Below are 20,066 nucleotides of genomic sequence, written 5' to 3' on the forward strand. Positions count from 1 at the left end.
AAACCGCCGTGACCCTGCTTCCCGCTAGCCGGGCGTCACCAGTTTTCGCCGAATGGCCGCAGCTCTGTGAGGAACGACCAAGCCGATCGATTCTGCCCATAGAGATGATAGAGTTCGTCCGCGATGGCAGCAGGCTTGATAAAGAATTCATCTGGCTTGTCGCTCATCCGCGCGCGCATTCTGGGCGTATCAATCACGGCGTCGATGAGAACATAGGCGACGTGCACGCCCAGAGGTCCCACGTCACGTGCGATCGACTCGGCCAAAATGCGCTGCGCCGCCTTTGTCGGCGCGAAGCCGGCGAAGTTGGCCTTGCCCCGGATCGAAGACGTGTTTCCGGTCACCAGGATTGCGCCCTTGCCTCGGTCGATCATGTCAGGAGCCACTTCGCGCGCCAGGTATAACAAGCCCATCACGTTGACCTCGAAATTGCCCTTCAGCATCTTCGGATCGATCTCCCGAAAGCTCCCCCAGCCTCCGCCGACCGCGTTGTGGACGAGGACTTCAGCCGCGCCAAAACGCCGCTTTACATCCGCAACGACGGTCCGCACCTGATTTTCGTCTGAAACGTCGCAGGTCGCCGCGTGGACATCAGGAAGCTCTTGCGCCAGGCGATTGATGAGCTCGGCTGAGCGAGCCAGCGCTATGATACGGAACCCGCCGGCAGAGAAGCGCTTGACGATGGCAGCTCCGGTGCCCGGCCCGACCCCGGTCACGATCGCGACTGGTTTCTCACTCATTTGAACTTTCTCCACGTTATTGTCCGGCCGCTTTCAAATGAATTCGCTCGGACTGCGACTGATAGGCGGCTGCCTCCTGCGCGGACACCAAGGCCAGACGAACCGCAACATTCTTGTGGTAGGGCGTGCCGGCAATGGGATCGCGGTTGCCGCTCTCTGTGAGCAGATTGATACGTGGCCCATTGATCAGTCGCTCTCCGTCCGACGCGGGGTATGCCTGCCCATAGCCGTGCGGCAGCGCCAGCTGGCCGTTTCGCAAGGCGTCATCGAGCTTGCAGCGGACGACGAGCCGGCCAATCACGGATTCCACCGCGACCCAGTCACCATCCTCCGCGCCCAGATTTCTCAGATCGCTCGAATTGATCAGCATGGCGCCATCCGGATCCTCGCGACGCCATGCGGGGTCACGGAAGATCTGGTTGGCGTTGAACATGCGGCGGCCGCCGGCTGCCAACATGAACGGAAACTCCTTTGGCGCGCCCGCGGCACGTGGATCGAGCCGCGCGAGCCATTCGAACATCTGCGGGACCACCAGTCGAACCCTGCGGTCCGAATGGCTGATCAATGACCAGACCTCGTCATACTCGTGCTCGGTAATCGCCGTCCCCTGCCGCGCAGCCACGATCGTGTCGAACAGGAGATCGCCGAGTTGATGGTCCGCCACGTCGTTCGATGCACCAATTGCCCGTCGCACCGCTTGCGGCGATCGCTTCGCGCAAGCCAGTGCCGCGCTCCACATAGGCGCCGCGGCCGCGGTACCATCCGGAAGCGTCTGCCCCAGCGTATGGTAGAGCACGAGGGCTGGCACTGCCCCGGGGTTTTCCGCGATGAAAGCACGAAGTGCCGCGGCGAATTCCGGTCGCGAGCGCCGTGCTATTTCGCGCAGCGGCGCCAGCACATTGTCACCTGGTAGAAGTCCCAAGGCGATCGCAAGCCGCGTGTAGATCTCGGGCTCCGGCAGGGTACCGGCGAGCGGCGCCAGGACACCCGCCCGAACGTGGAAATAGTTCGTCGGAAACTCGAAATTGAACAGGGTGAATTCCGTTTTCTCAAACTGCGAAGACGCCGGCAGAACGTAATGTGCGAGCCGTGCGGTTTCGGTCATCGCAACGTCGACCACGACGCATAGGTCGAGCGAGCGCAGCGCGCGCTCTACAGCTTCGGTGTTTGCCGCCGTGTTGGCTGGATTGGAGCTGTCGACCCAAGCGCATCGCAACCGGTCGGGATGGTCGTTGAGCACCGCCTCGGGAAAGATGTTGGGCGGCAACAAGCCCCCGATAATTGCATCGCCAGTCGGTGCGAAGGTCTGGTTCGGCGAATTGCCCCATAGCGGTTGGAGCCAGCTATGCAGTTGGTTGGTGCCTTTCCGGCCGAAATTTCCGGAAAGCATGATCAGGAGCTTCTCGAGATAGGAGTTGAGCGTCGAGTTGATGCCCTGCTGGATGCCAAGCTCGACCCGCACCACCATGGCCTTCGCGGCTGCGATCATCGCGGCGCACCGCTCCAGGTCCGTGATCGAGATATCGGCGGCTGCAGCCCATTGTTCAATGGGGATATCCAGTAGCGCCTGCCTCACTTCCGAGAAGCCGACGGTGTGCTCCTGAATGAATGCGTCGTCGATCCGATCGGAGCGGACAAGCGTGGCCAGCAGCGCGCCAAGAAGGAACGTGTCGGCACCCGGACGCACTGCGAGATGTAGATCCGCCATTTCGGCGGTCTCGGTGCGCCGGGGATCAATGACGATCAGCCTGCGGGCCGGATCCTTGCGGATTTGGTTGAGATGATCGCGCGCATTGGGGAAGCCGTGCGCGATCCAGGGATTTGCACCGATGACCAGCAAGAGATCGCAATGATGGACGTCCTCGGCGGTGTGGCACGTCTGGCTGCCGAACATGTGGCCATTGACCCAGAAGTCGCCGGTCTTCTCCTGCGAAAGAGCGTTGAACACGCTGCGCGAACCCAGCGCGCGCAATAATCCGCTGGCATAGGCGCCGCCGGCGTGGTTGCCCTGCCCGCCACCGCCGTAAAGGGCAATAGTCTTTCCGCCATGCTTGTCCGCGATCTGACGCAGCCGCGCCGCGATTTCCGCGATCGCCACGTCCCACTCGATTTCGTCGAAGCCTCCGTCCGCGCGCCGACGTAGTGGCTTGGTCAGCCGATCCTTGTGATGGGCATAATAGGGAATCCGGGTCGCCTTGTTGCAGAGATAGCCCTGTGATTTCGGGCTCGAACGGTCGCCTCGCACTTTCTCGAGGCGCTCGTTGTTCACGAACACCTCGATCCCGCAATTGATGTAACACAGGTTGCAGGCTGTTTTGAGCCACTCGCCGGCCGTCATGGTGACCTCCCTGGTATTGTTATTTGTCGCAGCGCATCGTCCTTGTCGCCCGCCGAGGCTTTTGAGTCCGGCCACTGGCAGTCATGCGTCCCGCAGCGAGAATTCCGTCGGAAAGCTTCCCAGCACCAACAGCGCGCGACAGCACGATTGATCCAACCAAGGTTGCGATAGCGCCGGTCGCGATTTGGCGGGCCTGTCGAGGTGGCTGATCGGGAAGCAGCTCGACAAAGACGTCGATCATCTTCTCCAGCTTGTCGGCAAACGCCTGCTGCTCGCTGGAGCCCGATCGAGCGATATCGACAGCCAGGGTTGGAAGGGCGCAACCATGTTTGGGATTGTCTCGATGCCGCGGACTCAGATAGTCGGCAATCAAGATGTCGAAGCGTTCGTCGTTGGCCGTGTCGTCAGTCAGCTTTTTCCAGCGCTCGGTCGTTTGGTCCATTGCAAAGGCGATCGCCTCGCCAACAAGCGCCTCACGCGACTCGAAATGATTGTAGAAGCCGCCATGCGTCAGACCCGCAAGTTTCATCAAATCGATGACGCTGAGCCCTTTGGCGCCCTTCTGGCGTAAACCGTAAGAGGCATTTTCAACGATCCGACGGTGCGTCCGACGCCTGTGGTTTTCTCCGTAACGCATCACCACCCCGTGCAAGCTCCCTGGAGGACCGGCCGTACAATCGTACTCGTCCCCTCGGAACAATTCTCGAACCGCGCTTTCTTGACGGCTGCGGCAAGATTTCATTGCAATGCATGCCATCTTATATGACTGTCATCATATAACAACAGATATCAGCAGGAGAGTTCGCGATGGCCGCCGTTTCCGATCCCATCGTCATTGTTTCCGCCGCTCGCACGCCCCTTGGCCGGTTCATGGGCGAGTTGTCGCCGCTGAGCGCCCACAAGCTCGGCGCTCACATTATCGGTGCGGCACTGGAGCGGGCGAAGCTGGCGCCTGAAAAGATCGACGAGGTGTTCATGGGCAATGTGTTGCCGGCGGGACAGGGGCAGGCACCGGCCCGCCAGGCTGCGCGCGGCGCCAAACTGCCCGACGCGACCGGCGCCACGACCGTTAACAAGGTCTGCGGCTCCGGCATGAAGGCGACTATGCTTGGCCACGATATCATCAAGGCGGGGTCAGCGGAGATCGTGCTGTCCGGCGGAATGGAAAGCATGAGCAATGCACCCTATCTGCTGACGAAAGCGAGGAGTGGATATCGCGCCGGGCACGACCGGATCATTGATCACATGATCATGGACGGGTTGGAAGACGCATATGAAACCGGGCGTTCGATGGGCGATTTCGGCGAGGCCACAGCGGAGGCTTATCAATTCACTCGCAAGGACCAGGACGCCTACGCGATCGAGACGCTGACCCGCGCGCGCAACGCGGTCCAAGGGGGCGCGTTCAGGGCCGAGATCGCGCCGATCACGCTCACAGAAAAGGCCGGACAACGGATCATCGCGAACGACGAGCATCCGCTGAAAGTGGATCCAGCCAAGATTCCCGGACTGAAGGCAGCGTTCCGCGCCAACGGCACTATTACGCCGGCCGCCTCCTCCGCCAATGCCGACGGCGCCGCGGCTCTCATCCTTGCAAAACGCTCTCTCGCCGATCGCGATGGCCTACCCGTGCTGGCAGAGATCAAAGGTCATGCTACCCATAGCCAAGAGCCGCAATGGTTCACCACGGCGCCGATCCCGGCGATCCGCAAGCTGCTCGACAAGGTCGGCTGGAGTGTCGGCGATGTCGACCTGTTCGAGATCAACGAGGCCTTTGCCGTGGTCGCGATGGCGGCGCAAAAAGACCTCGGCATTCCCAGGGAGAAGCTGAACGTCAACGGCGGCGCCTGCGCGCTCGGTCATCCCATCGGCGCTACCGGTGCGCGGCTGATCGTCACATTGTTGCATGCCCTCGAGGCCCAAAATCTCAAGCGGGGCGTGGCTGCGCTCTGCATTGGAGGCGGTGAAGCGACCGCAATCGCCATCGAGCGAGTGATACACCGCTAGCACGTCAATCTGCAACCGGACCGTTTTGGTTTCCGGGCGTACCGGCCATGCCGATTGCTGAATCCTGCGCGCCGGGCGCGGCAGATGCGCCCGGTTGAAGCGGTCGAATTGGACGAGGCGAGGATCTCAGCCGCGCGCCTTCAGATGCAGCATCGGGTGATGCTCGTAGTGGCCGGCGCCATTCTTCACGATGGGGTCTTCCGAGGTGATCACCTCGATGTCGAGATCATCCGCGATCTGGTAGAGCGACACGCCATAACCGCCACGCGGGTCCATGACGGGACCGTGCGCGACGATCTGCCCCTTTGCGAGCAGATCATCCAGGAACGCACCGTGCTGCTTCATCAACTGTTTCTCATCGGCGTTCATGGTCACCAGGAAATCCGCCCGGGGCGGAAGGTACTTGCAGAGGTAGTACTTCATCGGTCGCTCCTCGGTGAACACGGCTTTCTACCTTGCATGTCGGCCTGGCTCGCGCCCCCCTCGATTTGAGAGATCAATCGGCGACGCCCATCAGCTGTTGAATGCGATCGGCGAGTATTGATCCTTGCACTGAAGGTTCTCTCACAAGGCCTTGTCAAGCAACGGCGCGCGTGGCCGCATTGTCGACAGTACCGTCAAGGAAGCCGGTCAGCCGCTGCCGGATGATCTGTTCGGCTTCCGTCATGATGCGATCAATCAGCTCCTTCACCGTCGGGATATCGTGGATCAGTCCGACCACCATGCCGCAGCTCCAGGCGCCGGCGTCCATCTCGCCGTCAACCATCACCCTGGGGTAGACGCCCGCCACCTGCTCGTGGATGTCCTCGATCTTGAGGCTCGCCCCCTTCTCCCGCTCCACTTCGAGCAATTGATCGACGCCCTTGTTCTTCAGCACGCGCTCGGTGTTGCGCAGCGCACGCATCACCAGCACGGTGTCGAGTTCAGTGGCTTTGACCAGAGCCTGCTTGACGTTGGCATGGACGGGCGCTTCCTTGGTGGCGACGAAGCGGGTGCCCATGTTCATGCCAGCGGCGCCCATCGACAGCACGGCAACAAGGCTGCGTGCGTCCGCCATGCCACCCGAGGCCACGAACGGAATCTTCAGTTCATCCGCCGCGCGCGGCAGCAGGATCATGTTCGGAATATCGTCCTCGCCGGGATGACCGCCGCATTCGAAGCCGTCGACGCTGACGGCGTCGCAACCGATCTTCTCGGCTTTCAGCGAATGCCGCACCGAGGTGCATTTGTGGATCACCTTAATGCCAGCCGCCTTCAGGGCGGGCATGTACGCTTCCGGGCTGCGGCCGGCGGTCTCCACGGCCTTGACGCCGCCCTCCTTGATGGCGGCGATATATTCGGGATACGGCGGTGCAGTGAAGCTCGGCAGGAAGGTCAGGTTTACACCGAACGGCTTGTCGGTCATGTCACGGCAGCGTGCGATTTCCTTCGCCAGCAGCTCCGGCGTCCGCTGTGTGAGGCCGGTGATGATGCCGAGACCGCCGGCGTTCGATACCGCGGCGGCAAGCTCGGCGAAGCCGACATAATGCATGCCGCCTTGGATGATCGGATGCTGGATACCGAACAGTTCGGTGATTGCTGTCTTCACGTGCGCTTCTCCGCTTTCCGATCAGTTGACAATTTCGAACAGGCCGGCTGCGCCCATGCCGCCGCCGATGCACATGGTCACCACGCCGTATTTCGCCTTGCGCCGGCGCCCCTCGATCAGGATGTGACCGACAAGCCGGCTGCCCGTCATGCCGTAGGGATGGCCGATCGCGATCGAACCGCCATTGACGTTCAGTTTGTCCGGATCGATGCCGAGCTTGTCGCGGCAGTAGATCACCTGGACCGCATAGGCTTCGTTCAGCTCCCAGAGATCAATGTCGTCGATCTTCAGGCCGTACCGCTTGAGAAGGCGCGGGATCGCCGCGACCGGACCGATGCCCATTTCGTCCGGCTCGACACCGGCGGCGACGAAGCCACGGAAGATGCCGAGCGGCTTCAGGCCCTTCTTCGCAGCGATCTTGTCGCTCATGACCACGCACGCCGATGCGCCATCGGAGAGCTGGCTGGCGTTGCCGGCCGTGATGGTCTTGCCTTCGAACACCGGCTTGATCTTCGCCAGTCCTTCCGCCGTGGTCTCGGGGCGCGGACCTTCATCCTTCGACAGCGTCACCTGCTGATAGGTGACCTCCTTGGTGTCCTTGTTGACGACGGCCATCGTCGTCTTGATCGGGACGATCTCGTCATCGAAGCGGCCCGCCTGCACCGCCGCACCGATGCGGCGCTGACATTCGAGGCTGTATTCGTCCTGCCGGTCGCGGCCAATCTTGTAACGCTCGGCGACGATTTCCGCGGTGTCGAGCATCGACATGTACATCTCCGGCTTCATCGCCATCAGCTCGTCGTCGACTGCATGGAATCTGTTCATGTGCTCGTTTTGCACCAGGCTGATCGATTCGATGCCGCCTCCGATTGCGACCTCGACGCCATCAAGCATGATCGAGCGTGCCGCGACCGCGATCGCCTGCAGGCCGGAGGCACACTGCCGATCGATCGTGGTGCCGGCAACGGTGACTGGCAGGCCGGCCCGGATCGCCCCCTTGCGTGCGACGTTCATCACCATGGTGCCCTGCTGCATCGCGCAACCGATCACCACATCTTCGACCTCGCCCGGATCAATGCCCGCGCGCCTCACCGCTTCGGCCATCACATGGCCGGCCATGGTCGGACCTTCGGTGTTGTTCAGCGCACCGCGAAAGGCCTTGCCGACGCCGGTGCGTGCGCTGGAAACGATAACTGCCTCTGTCGTCATGCTTGCCTCTTTTACTATGCAGCCGCGTCGAGCTGCACGTAACGCAGCAGGTGGTGAGCGGGATCGCCGAACTGGATGTTGATGGAGGAGATTCGCTTGAAGTAATGGCCGACGTTCAATTCGTCGGTCATGCCCATGCCGCCGTGCAGCTGAACCGCCTGGTCGGCGATGAACTTGCCGGCATAGCCGACCTTCGACTTGGCGCCGGAGGCGAGGCGCGAGATACCGCTCTCGCCGGCACCGAGGCTAAGATTGAGATGCTGCATCAGGGAAAGCGCCTCCTGATGGGCAATGAACATGTCGACCATCCGGTGTTGCAGCACCTGGAAGCTGCCAATGGTGACGCCGAACTGCTTTCTCGCCTTGGCGTATTCCAGCGTCGCTGAGTTCAACTCGGCCATGGCGCCGACCGCCTCGGCACAGAGCGCGCCGATGGCCCGGTCCCGGCAGGCTTCCAGCAGGGCGACGCCCTCCCCCTCGCTGCCGAGCAACTCGCCGCGAACATCCCGTAAGGTGATTTCCGCGGCGCGGCGGCCGTCGATGGTCTTGAAGCTGCGCAGATCCAGATTGGCCGTCCGGGCATCGACGACGAACAGGCTGACGCCGGAGCGATCGTCGTGCTTGCCCTTTGTGCGGGCGGAGACGATGAAATAGTCCGCCCATGGCGCGGCGACAACGGCGGTCTTCTCACCAGTGAGCATGTAATCGCTGCCGTTAAGCCGCGCCGTGGTCGCGACATTGGCGAGGTCGAAGCGCGAGGCTTTTTCGGTCCAGGCCAACGCCCAGATCTTCTGTCCGGCGATGATATCGGGAATCAAAGCCTGCTTCTGCTCATCGGTCCCCGCATGTTCGATCAAGCCGCCGGCTAGCACGACCGTTTCGACGTACGGCTCCACGACGAGGTGACGGCCGAACTCCTGGGCAACGATCATGGTGGAGAGCGGGCCGCCACCAAGGCCGCCGCTCTCCTCGGAGAACGGCGCGGCGAGCAGGCCGAGCTCCGCAAAGGCATCCCACTGCCTGCGGCTCCAGCCCTCTTCGCTGGCGACGGCCTTGCGGCGCGCCTCAAAACTGTACTGGTCGCGCAGCATGCGCTGCACGCTGGAGCGCAGCAGTTCCTGCTCTTCCGTGAACTGGATGTCCATCCGATCCTCTTGTTGCGCTGTTGCTAGAGACCGAGCACCGCTTTGGCGATGATGTTGCGCTGGATTTCGTTCGATCCGCCGTAGATGCTGAGCTTGCGCGCGTTCAGGTACTTTTCCGTCGCGGTGTGGCCGTAATCGGGACCCGGCATGAACTGGTTTGCGCTCAAAGATTGCTCGCGAAGCGCCAGCCCGTAATTTCCGATGGCGCGATGCGTCAGCTCGGTAATGCCCTGGAATATCTCGGTGCCGCGGATCTTGAAGAGCGAAGCCGCAGGACCCGGATCGATGCCGCGCGCCATCTGCGCAACGACCCGCAGCTCGGTGGCCTCGAGCGCAAGCACGTCGAGCTCGATCCGCCCGATTTCCTTGCAAAATTCGAGATGCGCCGGATCATCCGCGGGGATCTCCGCCTTCACGATCTTCTTCAACCGGTCGAGATAGCGCGTCGACCGGCCAATTCCGGCCATGCTGGTGCGCTCATTGCCCAGCAGGAATTTTGCGTAGGTCCAGCCCTTGTTCTCCTCGCCGATCAGGTTCTCGACGGGGACGCGGACGTCCTCGAGAAAGACGTCATTGACCTCGTGCGATCCGTCGATTGTGATAATCGGACGCACGGTGACGCCGGGCGACTTCATGTCGATCAGGAGGAACGAGATTCCGGCCTGAGGCTTTGCGCCCGGATCGGTACGCACCAAGCAGAAGATCCAGTCGGCATGCTGCGCCAACGTCGTCCAGGTCTTGTGGCCGTTGACGATGTAGTGGTCGCCGTCGCGCACGGCCTTGGTCCGGACGGTGGCAAGGTCCGAGCCCGAGCCCGGCTCTGAATAGCCCTGGCACCACCAATCTTCACCCGAAAGAATCCGCGGCAGGAATTTCTGTTTTTGCGCGTCGTTGCCGAAGGTGTAGATGACCGGACCCACCATGGTCACGCTGAACGCCAGCGGCGGCAGCGTCCCGGCCCGGCTGGTTTCCTGCTCGAAGATGAAACGCCGGGTGATCGACCAGCCGGGTCCGCCATATTCTTTGGGCCAGAGCGGCGCGATCCAGCCCTTCTTGTAGAGGATGCGGTGCCAGAGCAACGATTGCTCTTTGGTCAGGTCGGTCTCCGGATTGGGGACCCGCATTTCCTTCGGATAGTTTTCGGAAATGAAAGCGCGCACCTCATCACGGAAGGACGCGTCTTCGGGAGACAGTGCGAGTTCCATCCTGAGCGCCCTACCACTTCTCACCGAAGGGGCGGATTTCCAGCTCGAAGGTCCAAGCGCTCTTCGGCTGCTGGTAGAGCTGCCAGTAGGACGTCGCGACCGAGGCCGGTGGCATCAGCAGATCCGGATCGTCGAGCGCACCGGGCCCGAGCGCTTCCAGGCGCCGCTGGCGGACCCACTCGGTGTCGACGCCGGAATCGATAATGAGGTGGGCGACATGAATATTCTTCGGGCCCAGCTCACGCGCCATCGCCTGCGCCACAGCGCGCAGTCCGAATTTGGCGCTGGCAAAGGCAGCATAGCCGCTGCCGCCGCGCAACGAAGCGGTCGCACCCGTGAAGAAGATGTTGCCCTGGCCGCGCGGCAGCATCAGCCGGGCCGCCTCGCGCCCGGCAAGGAAGCCGGAGTAGCAGGCCATCTCCCAGACCTTGCGGAAAACGCGCTCGGTCGTTTCGAGGATCGGGAAGTTGACGTTGGCGCCAATGTTGAAGATGCAGACATCCAGGGGCGCGTGCTTGTCGGCGTCGTTCAGGAAGGAGATGATCTCCTCCTCCTTGCGCGCGTCGAGCGAACGTGCGTGAATCTCGCCGCCGGCGGCCTCGATCTCCTTGACCAGCGGCGCCAGCTTGTCGCCGTTGCGGCGGCCGGCGAAGACAGTAAAGCCCTCGGAAGCAAACTTCTTGGCAATCTCGCCGCCGATGAAATCGCCCGCGCCGATCACGGCGACGGTTGCATTTCTCTTTTTCAAGGAACTTCTCCCGGTTAAGTTAGGCGCGCTGTATGCGAAGCTGTTCTATCGGTCCTGGAACGTGGACCACGTTTTTGAGCCAGACCAGAACGATGGGAATTTCGCCATCGCGCTGATCGAGGCTACCATGGCCGCGGCGCAGTCCTCGAGCGGCCCGATCTGGTCCAGCGCTTTGGCAAGATGGCGACCTGTCGATTGGTCGATGCGGCAAGCAAACCGAAAAGCAATTTGATCGAGACCGAGTGCTTGCGACAGCTTCGCCACGACTAACCGCCTCCCGACTGAAGAACATCGGCGCCTTTTTGAGCATTGCGCCTGTGATGAAACATGCGTTCTTTTTTAGAACTCGTCAATCGCTATTTTGTTGTCACAGTCGGATCAAGAAATGGCAAGTTCGCTGCCCTATACAGAGACTATCGAGAACCCCGTTTACAACGCGGCCTCCAGGCGATACCGATAGCGTATCAAATAAGAACTTATGGGAGAAGCGAGCATGGGAGAGAGTCGCGGAGTCGCGATGCTGGTCGGCGCGGGCGATGCCATCGGCGCTGCCGTTGCGCGGCGGTTTGCCAGCGGTGGCTACACCGTTTGCATCTGCAGGCGCGATGCAGCCAAGTCCCAGGCGCTTGTCGATGAACTCAGGGGGAAAGGCCACAGCATTCACGCCTTCAGCGTCGACGCCCGCCAGGAAGCGGAAGTGCAGAAGCTGTTCGCGGACGTCGAACGCGATATCGGGCCGATCGAGATCTGCCTGTTCAATGCCGGTTCGAACGTCAACAAGCCCCTGCTGGAGACTACCGAAAAGCTCTTCTTCAAGGCCTGGGAGTTGGCCTGCTACGCCGGCTTCCTGGTGGGGCGCGAAGCGGCGCGCGTCATGCTGTCCCGCGGACGCGGCACCATCTTTTTTACCGGTGCGACCGCAAGCATCCGCGGCAGCAAGGGGTTTGCTGCGTTTGCATCGGCCAAATTCGGTCTCCGCGCGCTCGCCCAGGCCATGGCGCGCGAGCTCGGGCCTGAGAATATTCACGTCGTCCATCTCATCATCGACGCCGGCGTCGATAGCGAAGCCATCCATCAGCGCATGAAGGCGGCCAGGGGGATCGAGGCCAGCGAGATCCCGCCTGACAGCCTGACCAAGACCTCCTCGATTGCCGAAGCGTATTGGTTTGCCCATCAGCAAAGCCGCGACGGCTGGACCCATGAACTCGATCTTCGTCCCGCTGTAGAGAAATGGTGACATGAGCGACAATCCAGACCTCACTTTGTGGGGCGTCGGGACAAGCCGCACCGTTCGGCCGCACTGGGCGATGCACGAGCTGGGGCTGGCCTACGAGATCAAACCGATCGGCCCACGGACCGGCGAGACCAAGACCGCCGAATATACCAAGCTCAATCCGCGCCAGAAGATTCCGCTGCTGCAGGACGGCGACTTTCGCATCGGCGAAAGTGCGGCGATCGTCGCATATCTGTCGCGCATGTACTCCACGCCCGAGCGTGCATTGATCCCTGAATCCACCCGCGACTATGCAGCGTGGCTGGAATGGTGCTTCTTCATCGTCACCGAGCTCGACTCGACCAGCCTGTACGTGATGCGCCGTCACAGCGCCGATGCGCTCGGCCTGATCTACGGCGTAGCGCCGGAGGTCGTAGCTCAAGCCGCCCAATACTTTCGAGCGCAGCTGCGCCATGTCGAGGTCGCGCTGGCCGACGGCCGACATTTTATCATGGGCGAGCGATTCAGCAGCGCCGATATTCTGCTGACGACGTGCCTGGACTGGGCGGTCGCCTACGGTGTCGGCATTTGCGACAATGCGCAGCCCTATCTCGACCGTATGCGAAGCCGGGAGGCTTACCAGCGCGCGGCTGCGGCGAATGCTCCGCGCGCGCCAATTACACCGACGCCTGCCAAGGCCTGAGAACCGTTCGCCGGTCGCGCGAAGCGCTTCGGTCTACATGGCCACGCGCAACGTGCGTGCAGCGACCATATCGTCGATCGCGCCATCATCGTAGCCAAGTTCGCGCAGCACCTCGCGCGAGTGCTCCCCGACGCGGGGGGCTGGTCCGCCGATGGCAGCCTGGTTGATCTCGAAGCGGGCCGCGGGCTTAGGCTGGCGCACAAGGCCGACCTTCGGCTGATCGAATTCTGCGATGATCCCGCGCGCCACGACCTGCTCATTGTGGATGATCTCGCCGCGCCGCAGGATCGGCGCGCAAGGGACATCCGCGGCATCCAGACGCTCCAGCCATTCGGCGGTCGTGTGCTGACCGATATACTCTGCCATCTTGTTGATACGCGCCGTGGCGTTGACCGAACGCGCCGACGGGGTCGCGAACCTGGGATCGTTGGCAAGCTCGGGATCGCCGGACGCGCGGCAGAAGCCCTGCCATTCGGAATCGGAGATGGTGCCGGCCGTGATGTAGCCGTCGCTGGTCTTGAACACGAGATCGGGCCGGTCATTCGGATCGGCAGCCGCGGCCTCGGCTCCGACCACCGTGTACTGCATCATGCCTTCCGGCCAGAGGTAGGAAATCATCGCGTCCAGCATTGCGACCTGGATATGATCCCCCTGCCCGGTCTTCTCACGCGCATAGAGCGCGGCCGCCACCGCCTGCGCGGTGAACACGGCGGTGGTCTTGTCGCACACGATGGTGCGGATCATCTGCGGGCGATTGGTGACCGGCTGCGACTGGATATCGGCAAAGCCCGACAGGCCCTGAATGATTGGATCGTAGACGCGCTTCTTCATATAGGGTCCGGTCTCGCCGACGCCGCTGATCGAGACGTAGATCAGGCGCGGATGACGCCGGCGCAGCTCTTCGACGCCGAGGCCGAGGCGCTCCATGGTGCCGGGCCGGAAGTTCTGCACCAGGACATCGGCCTGCGCGACCAGTTTGGCCAGCACCTCACGCCCGGCCGTGCTCTTGACGTCGATCGAGAGCGAACGCTTGCCGCGGTTTGACGAAATGAACAGCGCGGAGAACTCGCCGTCCTTGTCGATGGTGGCCCGGCTGCGACGGGTGATATCGCCACCGATCGGCTCGATCTTGAGCACGTCGGCACCCTGATCCGCCAGAAACATCGTCGCAAACGGGCCCGACACCACGCCGGTCAGATCGAGGACACGAACGCCGTCAAGCGGACCAGCCATTGCACTCTCCCTGGATTTTTTTCTGCCAACCGGCTGAAGGTAAACTCTTGCTTGGTGTAAGCCCTTCGCCTCAACACGCACGGACCGCAAGTTGGTAACTAGCCGGTCTTGGAAACGGGCTGCCGGGTCTGTTCGACGATCGATTCCTCGACGTCCCGGAGCTGATCCTTGCCAAAAAACATCTCCTTGCCGACGAAGAATGTCGGCGAGCCGAAGGCACCGCGGGCGACGGCGTCATTGGTCAAGTCGATCAGCCTCTTCTTGACGTCATCCTGCTGCGCGCGCGCAACCAGCCTGTCGATGTCGATCCCCGAGGAGGCAAATGCGGCCCGGAACACTTCGGGATCGTCCATCTTCTTGGGCTCCTCCCACATGTGATGGTAAGCGGCGCGGAAATAGGGTTCGAACACGCCTTCGAACTGGGCCGCGACGGCGCCGCGCATCAGCATCAAAGTGTTGACTGGAAAGAAGGAGTTCTGGCGAAATTGTGTGACGTTGTGGCGCCGGATGAACCGCTGGGTCTCGAGCGCCTGGTATTCCGGCTTGTTCTTGATCCCGCGAAGCGCGTCGAACGGGGACATGTTGCCGGTCGCCTTGTAGATCCCGCCGAGCAGGACCGGGACGTACTCGAATTTTACGCCGGTCCGCCGCTCGATCCCGGGGATGGCGACCTCCGCCAAATACGCGTTCGGGCTGCCGAAATCGAACTGGAATTCAATCTTGAGGGTCATGACCGCTTCTCCCGCAGAGCGTATTGGATGGTCAGGGACCGGCGATCCAATCGCATGGCTTGCCTGTTCTCACTTCTATAGTTCTAAAATCGAACTGTCAAATTTGGCGGGAGTTGTGCTGGTTTGACCGGTTCATCGGGTATTGTTTGGAATTCAGTACCTATCTAGAATGCTAGGGAGATGCGGCGGCCCTGGCGGCGAATCGAGCGGGTCTCGCCGGGATGACTGGAGAATACGGATGAAGTGGAAAGAACTGGAGGAAGAGCCGTGTTCGATGGCCCGAACCATCGGCGTGATCGGCGACCGCTGGACGCTTCTGATCCTGCGCGAATGCTTTCTGCGCACACGGCGCTTTGAAGGATTCCAGTCGGCGCTTGGAATTACCCGCCATCTCCTCGCCGAACGGCTGAAGAAGCTGGTTCGGCTGGGCATTCTGCGCCGCATTCCCTACCAGGAAGCGCCCAAGCGACACGAATATATCCTGACCCAGAAAGGCCTCGATCTCTATCCGATCATGATGGCGCTCGTGCATTGGGGCGATACTCACATGGTCGACGAGCGCGGCCGGCCGCTGTTGCACCAGCACCGCAAGTGCGGCAAGGACTTCGACCCGGTCATGGTGTGCTCTGAATGCGGCGAGCCGCTCCTGGCCAGGGAGGTTCATACCCATCCAGGGCCAGGAGCCCAAGGCCCGCGGACGATGGAGGCACCTGGCAAGACGAAGGCAAAGGCCCGCCGCAGCGCGGCTTGAGCCGGCCACCGGCGTCAGGTATTGAACGCATCCTCAGACTCGAATCACAGTTGCGTCAGGTTCGTTGCAGTGAAGACGGTCCGTTTGTTCAGCCCGGTGCTTGAGCACAGCACGTTGATTGACATAGGCCTTGTCGGTGATTTCTCCCGCGGCCAATGAGGGCGGATCCTTCAGCAGGGTGAACGAGCAGATTTTTTCGCTGCTTCCGACAGCCTCATTATATTCCTGCAAACGATGTCTCAGGAATTCGATTACCTTGGGGTCGCAAGTCAAATCCGCAGCCGGCGCGTTCGAAATCCGAGCCGCCTCGGTCGGATTCAGCCAGCACAGCAGCGCGCAGGCTTCACGGTTTTCTCCCGCAACGACGATGTCCAGCAGTACGCCGCGCGTTGCGGCCAGAATGGCGGCACGCATCGCTCCGATCGCAACCCAGGTGCCGTTCGCGAGCTTGAAGTTCTCGGAAATTCTGCCCGTGAAACGCAGACCGAGCTCCGGCTTCTCGGGATCGATAAACGACACGGTGTCGCCGATGCGATAGAACCCCTCCTCGTCGAAGGCCTTCTCAGTGAGATCGGCCCTGCCGAGGTAACCGGGGGTAACGTTGGGGCCTTTCACCCTGGCCTCGTACGTGTCGGAAACAGGGATCAGTTTCAGCTGCACACCCGGCGCCGGAAGACCAATCTCGCCCGGCCGATCCGTTGCCCAATGCGTCGTGCTGATTGTCGGCGCCGTTTCAGTCGTCCCATAGCCCGACATCACCGGAATCCGCCGGCCTGTGATCGATGATGTCAGCCGGTAAAGTTTTTCAAGCGTGCCTTGCGAAATTGCAGCCCCGGCGTAGCTCAATCGATCCAGCCGCTTGAAGATGCTCGCGCCGAGGGCGGCATCGTTCTCGATGGCATCACACAACAGGTTATAGCCGGCGGGCACATTGAACATCGCCGTCGGAGAGATCTCCTTGAGGTTCGCCACCGACTTGTGAAAGAGCTGAGGCAGCGGGCGGCCGTCATCGATGTAGAGCGTCCCGCCGTTCTTGAGAATGCCGTGAAGAATGACGTTGCTGCCCATCGTATGGTGCCACGGCAGCCACTCGACCTGAACCGGCGCCTCCGGAGGCGACACCAGCAGGCTTCCCATTTGCAGGGAGCTCGCCATCATGCGGTGCGTGTTCAGCACACCCTTTGGCAATCCGGTCGAACCGGACGTGAAGAGAATTTTCGCAACGGCGTCAGTAGAGATCGCACTCGACGCTTGCGCAAATCCTGTCCACTCCGTTCGATCCGTCAGGACGCGGAAGGGGATCGTATCCGGCGCGCCATCGACGCTGATCCAGGTAGAGTCTGCCAGTTCGGGAACGGAACGGGCGGCGGAAAAGTCGCGTCCACTCTGAACGAAAACGAAGTTCGGACGCAGCACCTGCGCGATGTCCTTGAGGCGCGCAAGGCCGCCGGGCATCAGCGTGTAGTTCGGCGATATCGGCGCCAGAATGACGCCTATCGACATCGCAGCAAAGGAGATCACCGCGTTCTCGATGGAGTTGCCCGAAAGCACGGCCAGCCTGTCAGCCGGCTTTGCGCCCATGTCGATCAGACTCTGGCCGACCGCCTGCACCTGCGACCATGCTTCGCCATAGGTGATCTCGTCCCATCCCCCTTTGGCATTGCGCTGTGCGAGGAATATTCGCTGCGGAGCCGCGGCTGCCCAGCGCGGCAGAAAATCGGTGACGCGCCAGTCGCATGGCCCCAATTCGAGCGGCGACCTCAATATGAGCGTGCCGTCGATCCGGCGCTCGACGGAGAGCTCCCTTGGCGCAAACCTCAATGGCTTCGTCGACATCGAGAACGATCTCCTGAATTACCGCGGATGGATAGAACGGGCTGCGCCAAAGTCACTCGGACCTGGCGTCCAGGACTTCTCCGAAGGCTTGCCACGTCGTGCCGGTCCAGCGCTGCAGCCGCATCTGCGTCCAGATCATGTTCTCGGTCTCGCTGGTGTTGACCTTGATCCCCGGCAGCACGGTCGGAACGACGACGTCTTTCAGGTTCTTCGCCTGCGCCAGAATATTCTTCCGCGACAGATCATCACCGCATTGCTTGAGGATTTGCTCGAGCAGGACGCCTTGCTGATAACCGGTCAGATAGCTGCCGTTGGTGATATCGGCCCCCTGTAGATACTTGTCGAAAAATGCCCGGTAAGCCCGCATGCCCGGATCGTCCTTCCATGTCTCGTCCAGGACATCCTTGTTGGTCGTGCCGACCATCACGCCGACCGATTTGTCGAGCCCGGCCGGTGCAAGCGTGCCTCCGACCGATCCGGACGGGAAATTGATGATCACGGTCGCCTTCCAGCCGATCACTGAAGCCTGCCGGATGGCCTGTGCCGCGAACTTCGGCGTCCCGGCGATCACCAGGGCCTCGGCTCCCGAGCTCTTCAGATTGGTAATCTGCGAATCAATGGTCGGTTCGGTGACCTCGTAGGACGCAGTGACGACCTTGCGATCGAAATCCTTGCCGAGAAACGCCTTGAAGGCAGCGACGTAATCTTTGCCGAGATCGTCGTTCTGATAGAGGATGGCATACTTGGCGTTCGGCAGCGTCTTCGTCAGGTATTTGGCGTAGATTCTTCCCTCCGTGTCGTAGCTGACAAGGCCCGTGGTGAGCAGGGGGTAATTGGCGACGTCCGTGAACTTGGATGAGCCACTGACGATCGCGACACTCGGTACCCCCTTGGCCCTCAGGTATTTTGCAGTGGCCGAGATGCCGGGCGTGCCGAGCTGGCCGAACATGAACGACACTTCGTCGCTCTCAACGAGCTTGCGGACGTGCTCCACCGCCTTGGGAGGACTATATCCGTCGTCATAGGCGATGTAGTTGATCTTGCGTCCGTTGACGCCGCCACGGTCGTTCAAGGCCTGGATGTAGGCCATGAGCCCCTTGCCCACGAGACCGATCGATGATGCCGGTCCGCTGAAGGGGAAAACTCCGCCGATCTTGATCTCGGTGGCAGTGATTCCCGGCTCGTCGGCGCCGAATGCGGGGCCGCTCAGGAATAGAGCCAGAGCCGCGACGATCTTCCATCTCACCAGCATTGCGTCCTCCCAAACTTGCACCCCTTTTCGAGCGTGCGGCTTTGTTTTGTTGCGCCGGTGGCGGCTCGTCGCGCCCTTTGCGAAGAGGCATCGCGCAGAACGGGTCCAGCCGTAAATCCGGCACGTCGCGGCCGTTGCGTTCGGCCATCTCGTGCGCAGCCTACAGTTCTTTTTTTGAACTCGTCAAGCGATTAGATGCTCACGTGCCGTGACTTTGACGACAGGCCGCGCTCTCGTACTTGGAAATAATTCGGTCTAAATCCCGCGTGAAATGGTGCGTTTTCGACTATTCCAGGACAGGATCGCTGGCGTATTTCCACGCCGCTGTACACATTCTTTTTTTGAACTATAAGGCCGGCGCGAGGCCACGCAGTGCCTGGCTTATCTATCCAGACACCCACGGCGCAGCAGGGATAGATCTCGCCGAGCCCTACTCGGCGGCGATTGCTGTTCGCAATTCTGCATCCTTCGCCGAACGCTCGTAGAGCTCGTCCGGGGCCGGCTTGATGCGAAACCAGGCCACATAAAGCGCAGGAAGGAACAGCAGGATCAGGACCGTGCCGACTGCCGTGCCGCCAATCAGCGTGTAGGCCATCGATCCCCTGAACACGGAATGCGTCAGAGGAATGAAGGCCAGCACGGCGGCAAGTGCGGTCAGGATCACCGGCCTGGTGCGTTGCACGGTGGCTTCGATGACGGCTTGATAGTCATCGAGGCCGGCAGAACGATTCTCCTTGATCTGTTCGGTAAGGATCAGGGTGTTACGCATCAGGATGCCTGCCAGTCCGATCAGGCCAAGAATGGCGTTGAACCCGAACGCAGGATGATGAAGAACAGGGTGACGGCCCGTTCGCGAACGGCGATCGCGGAAAGATTGAGGTTCATCTGCTAACTTATAATTGGCTGGGCGGCAGCTTCCTTGAGGCCAGCTGCCGCTTGCGCGGCAAGCCCGCGCGCGGCTTCCTGTGAATCTTGAAATTCCTCGAGTGCATGGACTCTGCCCCACCGCAGGGTGAACACGTGGAGACCGCGGTTGACGTACGAGCCGTCGCCGTCGAGCAGCGTTGCGGTGCCGTCCCACTCGACAAACACGGTGGTGTTCCAGGGCCAGCCCTTCACCCAGACGTTGTTGACCTTGATCTGGAGCGTGGGCAGGACGCGTCCGAGCCGCTCGAACCAGCGGCGCAGGGCCGCTTTGTCGTGGCGCTCCCCGCCCAACGCGTGATTGCCGGAAACACGGTGATGGATGTGCGGCGCGACCGCCTTCACCGCTTCATCCCAGCGATGGTTGTTAACATGGTCGAAGGTCTTTCGGATCTCCTGCTCGACGATGTAGCTGTACATGTGCTTCTCCAGCGGCTGGCGCG

At 61.5% G+C, this 20,066-nt stretch carries 19 protein-coding genes and 1 pseudogene; 4 read left to right on the forward strand and 16 right to left on the reverse strand.

What is annotated here, in order from left to right:
* Positions 1 to 35 precede the first annotated feature (35 nt).
* The 3 genes from IVA75_RS17015 to IVA75_RS17025 are packed head-to-tail and all read right to left on the reverse strand — an operon-like array spanning position 36 to position 3,715.
* On the reverse strand, positions 36 to 755 hold the full coding sequence (locus IVA75_RS17015; protein ID WP_247289192.1) for an SDR family NAD(P)-dependent oxidoreductase: 720 nt from the start codon (positions 753 to 755) through the stop codon (positions 36 to 38).
* Between the two features lies 1 nt (position 756).
* On the reverse strand, positions 757 to 3,078 hold the full coding sequence (locus IVA75_RS17020; protein WP_247289191.1) for a molybdopterin-dependent oxidoreductase: 2,322 nt from the start codon (positions 3,076 to 3,078) through the stop codon (positions 757 to 759).
* A gap of 19 nt (positions 3,079 to 3,097) precedes the next feature.
* Positions 3,098 to 3,715 carry a TetR/AcrR family transcriptional regulator gene (locus tag IVA75_RS17025; protein WP_247289229.1) on the reverse strand — a complete coding sequence of 206 codons (618 nt, stop codon included), beginning with the start codon at positions 3,713 to 3,715 and terminating at the stop codon, positions 3,098 to 3,100.
* A gap of 170 nt (positions 3,716 to 3,885) precedes the next feature.
* Between IVA75_RS17025 and IVA75_RS17030 the strand changes: the two genes are divergently transcribed.
* Positions 3,886 to 5,085: an acetyl-CoA C-acyltransferase gene (locus tag IVA75_RS17030; protein ID WP_247289190.1), complete on the forward strand. Its 1,200-nt coding sequence runs from the start codon at positions 3,886 to 3,888 to the stop codon at positions 5,083 to 5,085.
* Positions 5,086 to 5,211: 126 nt separating this feature from the next.
* On the opposite strand, the gene IVA75_RS17035 is transcribed toward IVA75_RS17030, so the two are convergent.
* The 7 genes from IVA75_RS17035 to IVA75_RS17065 form a co-directional block, all read right to left on the reverse strand.
* Positions 5,212 to 5,508 (reverse strand): YciI family protein, encoded by a 297-nt coding sequence (locus IVA75_RS17035; RefSeq protein WP_247289189.1) that lies wholly within the window; start codon positions 5,506 to 5,508, stop codon positions 5,212 to 5,214.
* Positions 5,509 to 5,662: 154 nt separating this feature from the next.
* Positions 5,663 to 6,673 carry a nitronate monooxygenase family protein gene (locus tag IVA75_RS17040; RefSeq protein WP_247289188.1) on the reverse strand — a complete coding sequence of 337 codons (1,011 nt, stop codon included), beginning with the start codon at positions 6,671 to 6,673 and terminating at the stop codon, positions 5,663 to 5,665.
* Between the two features lie 21 nt (positions 6,674 to 6,694).
* Positions 6,695 to 7,882 carry an acetyl-CoA C-acyltransferase gene (locus IVA75_RS17045; protein ID WP_247289187.1) on the reverse strand — a complete coding sequence of 396 codons (1,188 nt, stop codon included), beginning with the start codon at positions 7,880 to 7,882 and terminating at the stop codon, positions 6,695 to 6,697.
* A 14-nt stretch (positions 7,883 to 7,896) separates the two neighbouring features.
* Complete coding sequence (locus IVA75_RS17050) at positions 7,897 to 9,027, reverse strand: acyl-CoA dehydrogenase family protein (RefSeq protein ID WP_247289186.1); 1,131 nt, start codon at positions 9,025 to 9,027, stop codon at positions 7,897 to 7,899.
* Positions 9,028 to 9,050: 23 nt separating this feature from the next.
* Positions 9,051 to 10,232 (reverse strand): acyl-CoA dehydrogenase family protein, encoded by a 1,182-nt coding sequence (locus IVA75_RS17055; protein ID WP_247289185.1) that lies wholly within the window; start codon positions 10,230 to 10,232, stop codon positions 9,051 to 9,053.
* Between the two features lie 10 nt (positions 10,233 to 10,242).
* Positions 10,243 to 10,980, reverse strand: coding sequence for an SDR family oxidoreductase (locus tag IVA75_RS17060; RefSeq protein WP_247289184.1), 738 nt, complete (start codon positions 10,978 to 10,980; stop codon positions 10,243 to 10,245).
* A 45-nt stretch (positions 10,981 to 11,025) separates the two neighbouring features.
* On the reverse strand, positions 11,026 to 11,244 hold the full coding sequence (locus IVA75_RS17065) for a hypothetical protein (RefSeq protein ID WP_247289182.1): 219 nt from the start codon (positions 11,242 to 11,244) through the stop codon (positions 11,026 to 11,028).
* A gap of 229 nt (positions 11,245 to 11,473) precedes the next feature.
* On the opposite strand from IVA75_RS17065, the gene IVA75_RS17070 reads away from it, so the two are divergent.
* Complete coding sequence (locus tag IVA75_RS17070) at positions 11,474 to 12,217, forward strand: SDR family NAD(P)-dependent oxidoreductase (RefSeq protein WP_027570873.1); 744 nt, start codon at positions 11,474 to 11,476, stop codon at positions 12,215 to 12,217.
* A 1-nt stretch (position 12,218) separates the two neighbouring features.
* Positions 12,219 to 12,896 (forward strand): glutathione S-transferase family protein, encoded by a 678-nt coding sequence (locus IVA75_RS17075; protein WP_247289180.1) that lies wholly within the window; start codon positions 12,219 to 12,221, stop codon positions 12,894 to 12,896.
* 33 nt (positions 12,897 to 12,929) lie between these two features.
* Here IVA75_RS17075 and IVA75_RS17080 read toward each other — a convergent pair whose 3' ends face one another.
* Together IVA75_RS17080 and IVA75_RS17085 are read right to left on the reverse strand one after the other, a co-directional pair.
* Complete coding sequence (locus IVA75_RS17080) at positions 12,930 to 14,129, reverse strand: CaiB/BaiF CoA-transferase family protein (protein ID WP_247289178.1); 1,200 nt, start codon at positions 14,127 to 14,129, stop codon at positions 12,930 to 12,932.
* 98 nt (positions 14,130 to 14,227) lie between these two features.
* On the reverse strand, positions 14,228 to 14,860 hold the full coding sequence (locus IVA75_RS17085; RefSeq protein ID WP_247289177.1) for a 2-hydroxychromene-2-carboxylate isomerase: 633 nt from the start codon (positions 14,858 to 14,860) through the stop codon (positions 14,228 to 14,230).
* 238 nt (positions 14,861 to 15,098) lie between these two features.
* Between IVA75_RS17085 and IVA75_RS17090 the strand changes: the two genes are divergently transcribed.
* Entirely contained in the window at positions 15,099 to 15,611 is a 513-nt protein-coding gene (locus IVA75_RS17090) for a helix-turn-helix domain-containing protein (protein ID WP_027570869.1), read from the forward strand.
* A 33-nt stretch (positions 15,612 to 15,644) separates the two neighbouring features.
* On the opposite strand, the gene IVA75_RS17095 is transcribed toward IVA75_RS17090, so the two are convergent.
* From IVA75_RS17095 to IVA75_RS17110, 4 genes and pseudogenes are all read right to left on the reverse strand, one after another.
* A complete protein-coding gene (locus tag IVA75_RS17095; protein WP_247289176.1) occupies positions 15,645 to 17,447 on the reverse strand; it encodes an AMP-binding protein in 1,803 nt (600 codons plus the stop codon).
* A gap of 52 nt (positions 17,448 to 17,499) precedes the next feature.
* Positions 17,500 to 18,699 carry an ABC transporter substrate-binding protein gene (locus IVA75_RS17100; RefSeq protein WP_247289175.1) on the reverse strand — a complete coding sequence of 400 codons (1,200 nt, stop codon included), beginning with the start codon at positions 18,697 to 18,699 and terminating at the stop codon, positions 17,500 to 17,502.
* Between the two features lie 430 nt (positions 18,700 to 19,129).
* Positions 19,130 to 19,516, reverse strand: a pseudogene (locus IVA75_RS17105) (efflux RND transporter permease subunit); the annotation flags it as partial.
* A 71-nt stretch (positions 19,517 to 19,587) separates the two neighbouring features.
* On the reverse strand, positions 19,588 to 20,043 hold the full coding sequence (locus IVA75_RS17110; RefSeq protein ID WP_027570865.1) for a nuclear transport factor 2 family protein: 456 nt from the start codon (positions 20,041 to 20,043) through the stop codon (positions 19,588 to 19,590).
* Positions 20,044 to 20,066: the final 23 nt, after the last annotated feature.

It is taken from the genome of Bradyrhizobium sp. 134, assembly GCF_023074155.1.
GTDB lineage: Bacteria > Pseudomonadota > Alphaproteobacteria > Rhizobiales > Xanthobacteraceae > Bradyrhizobium.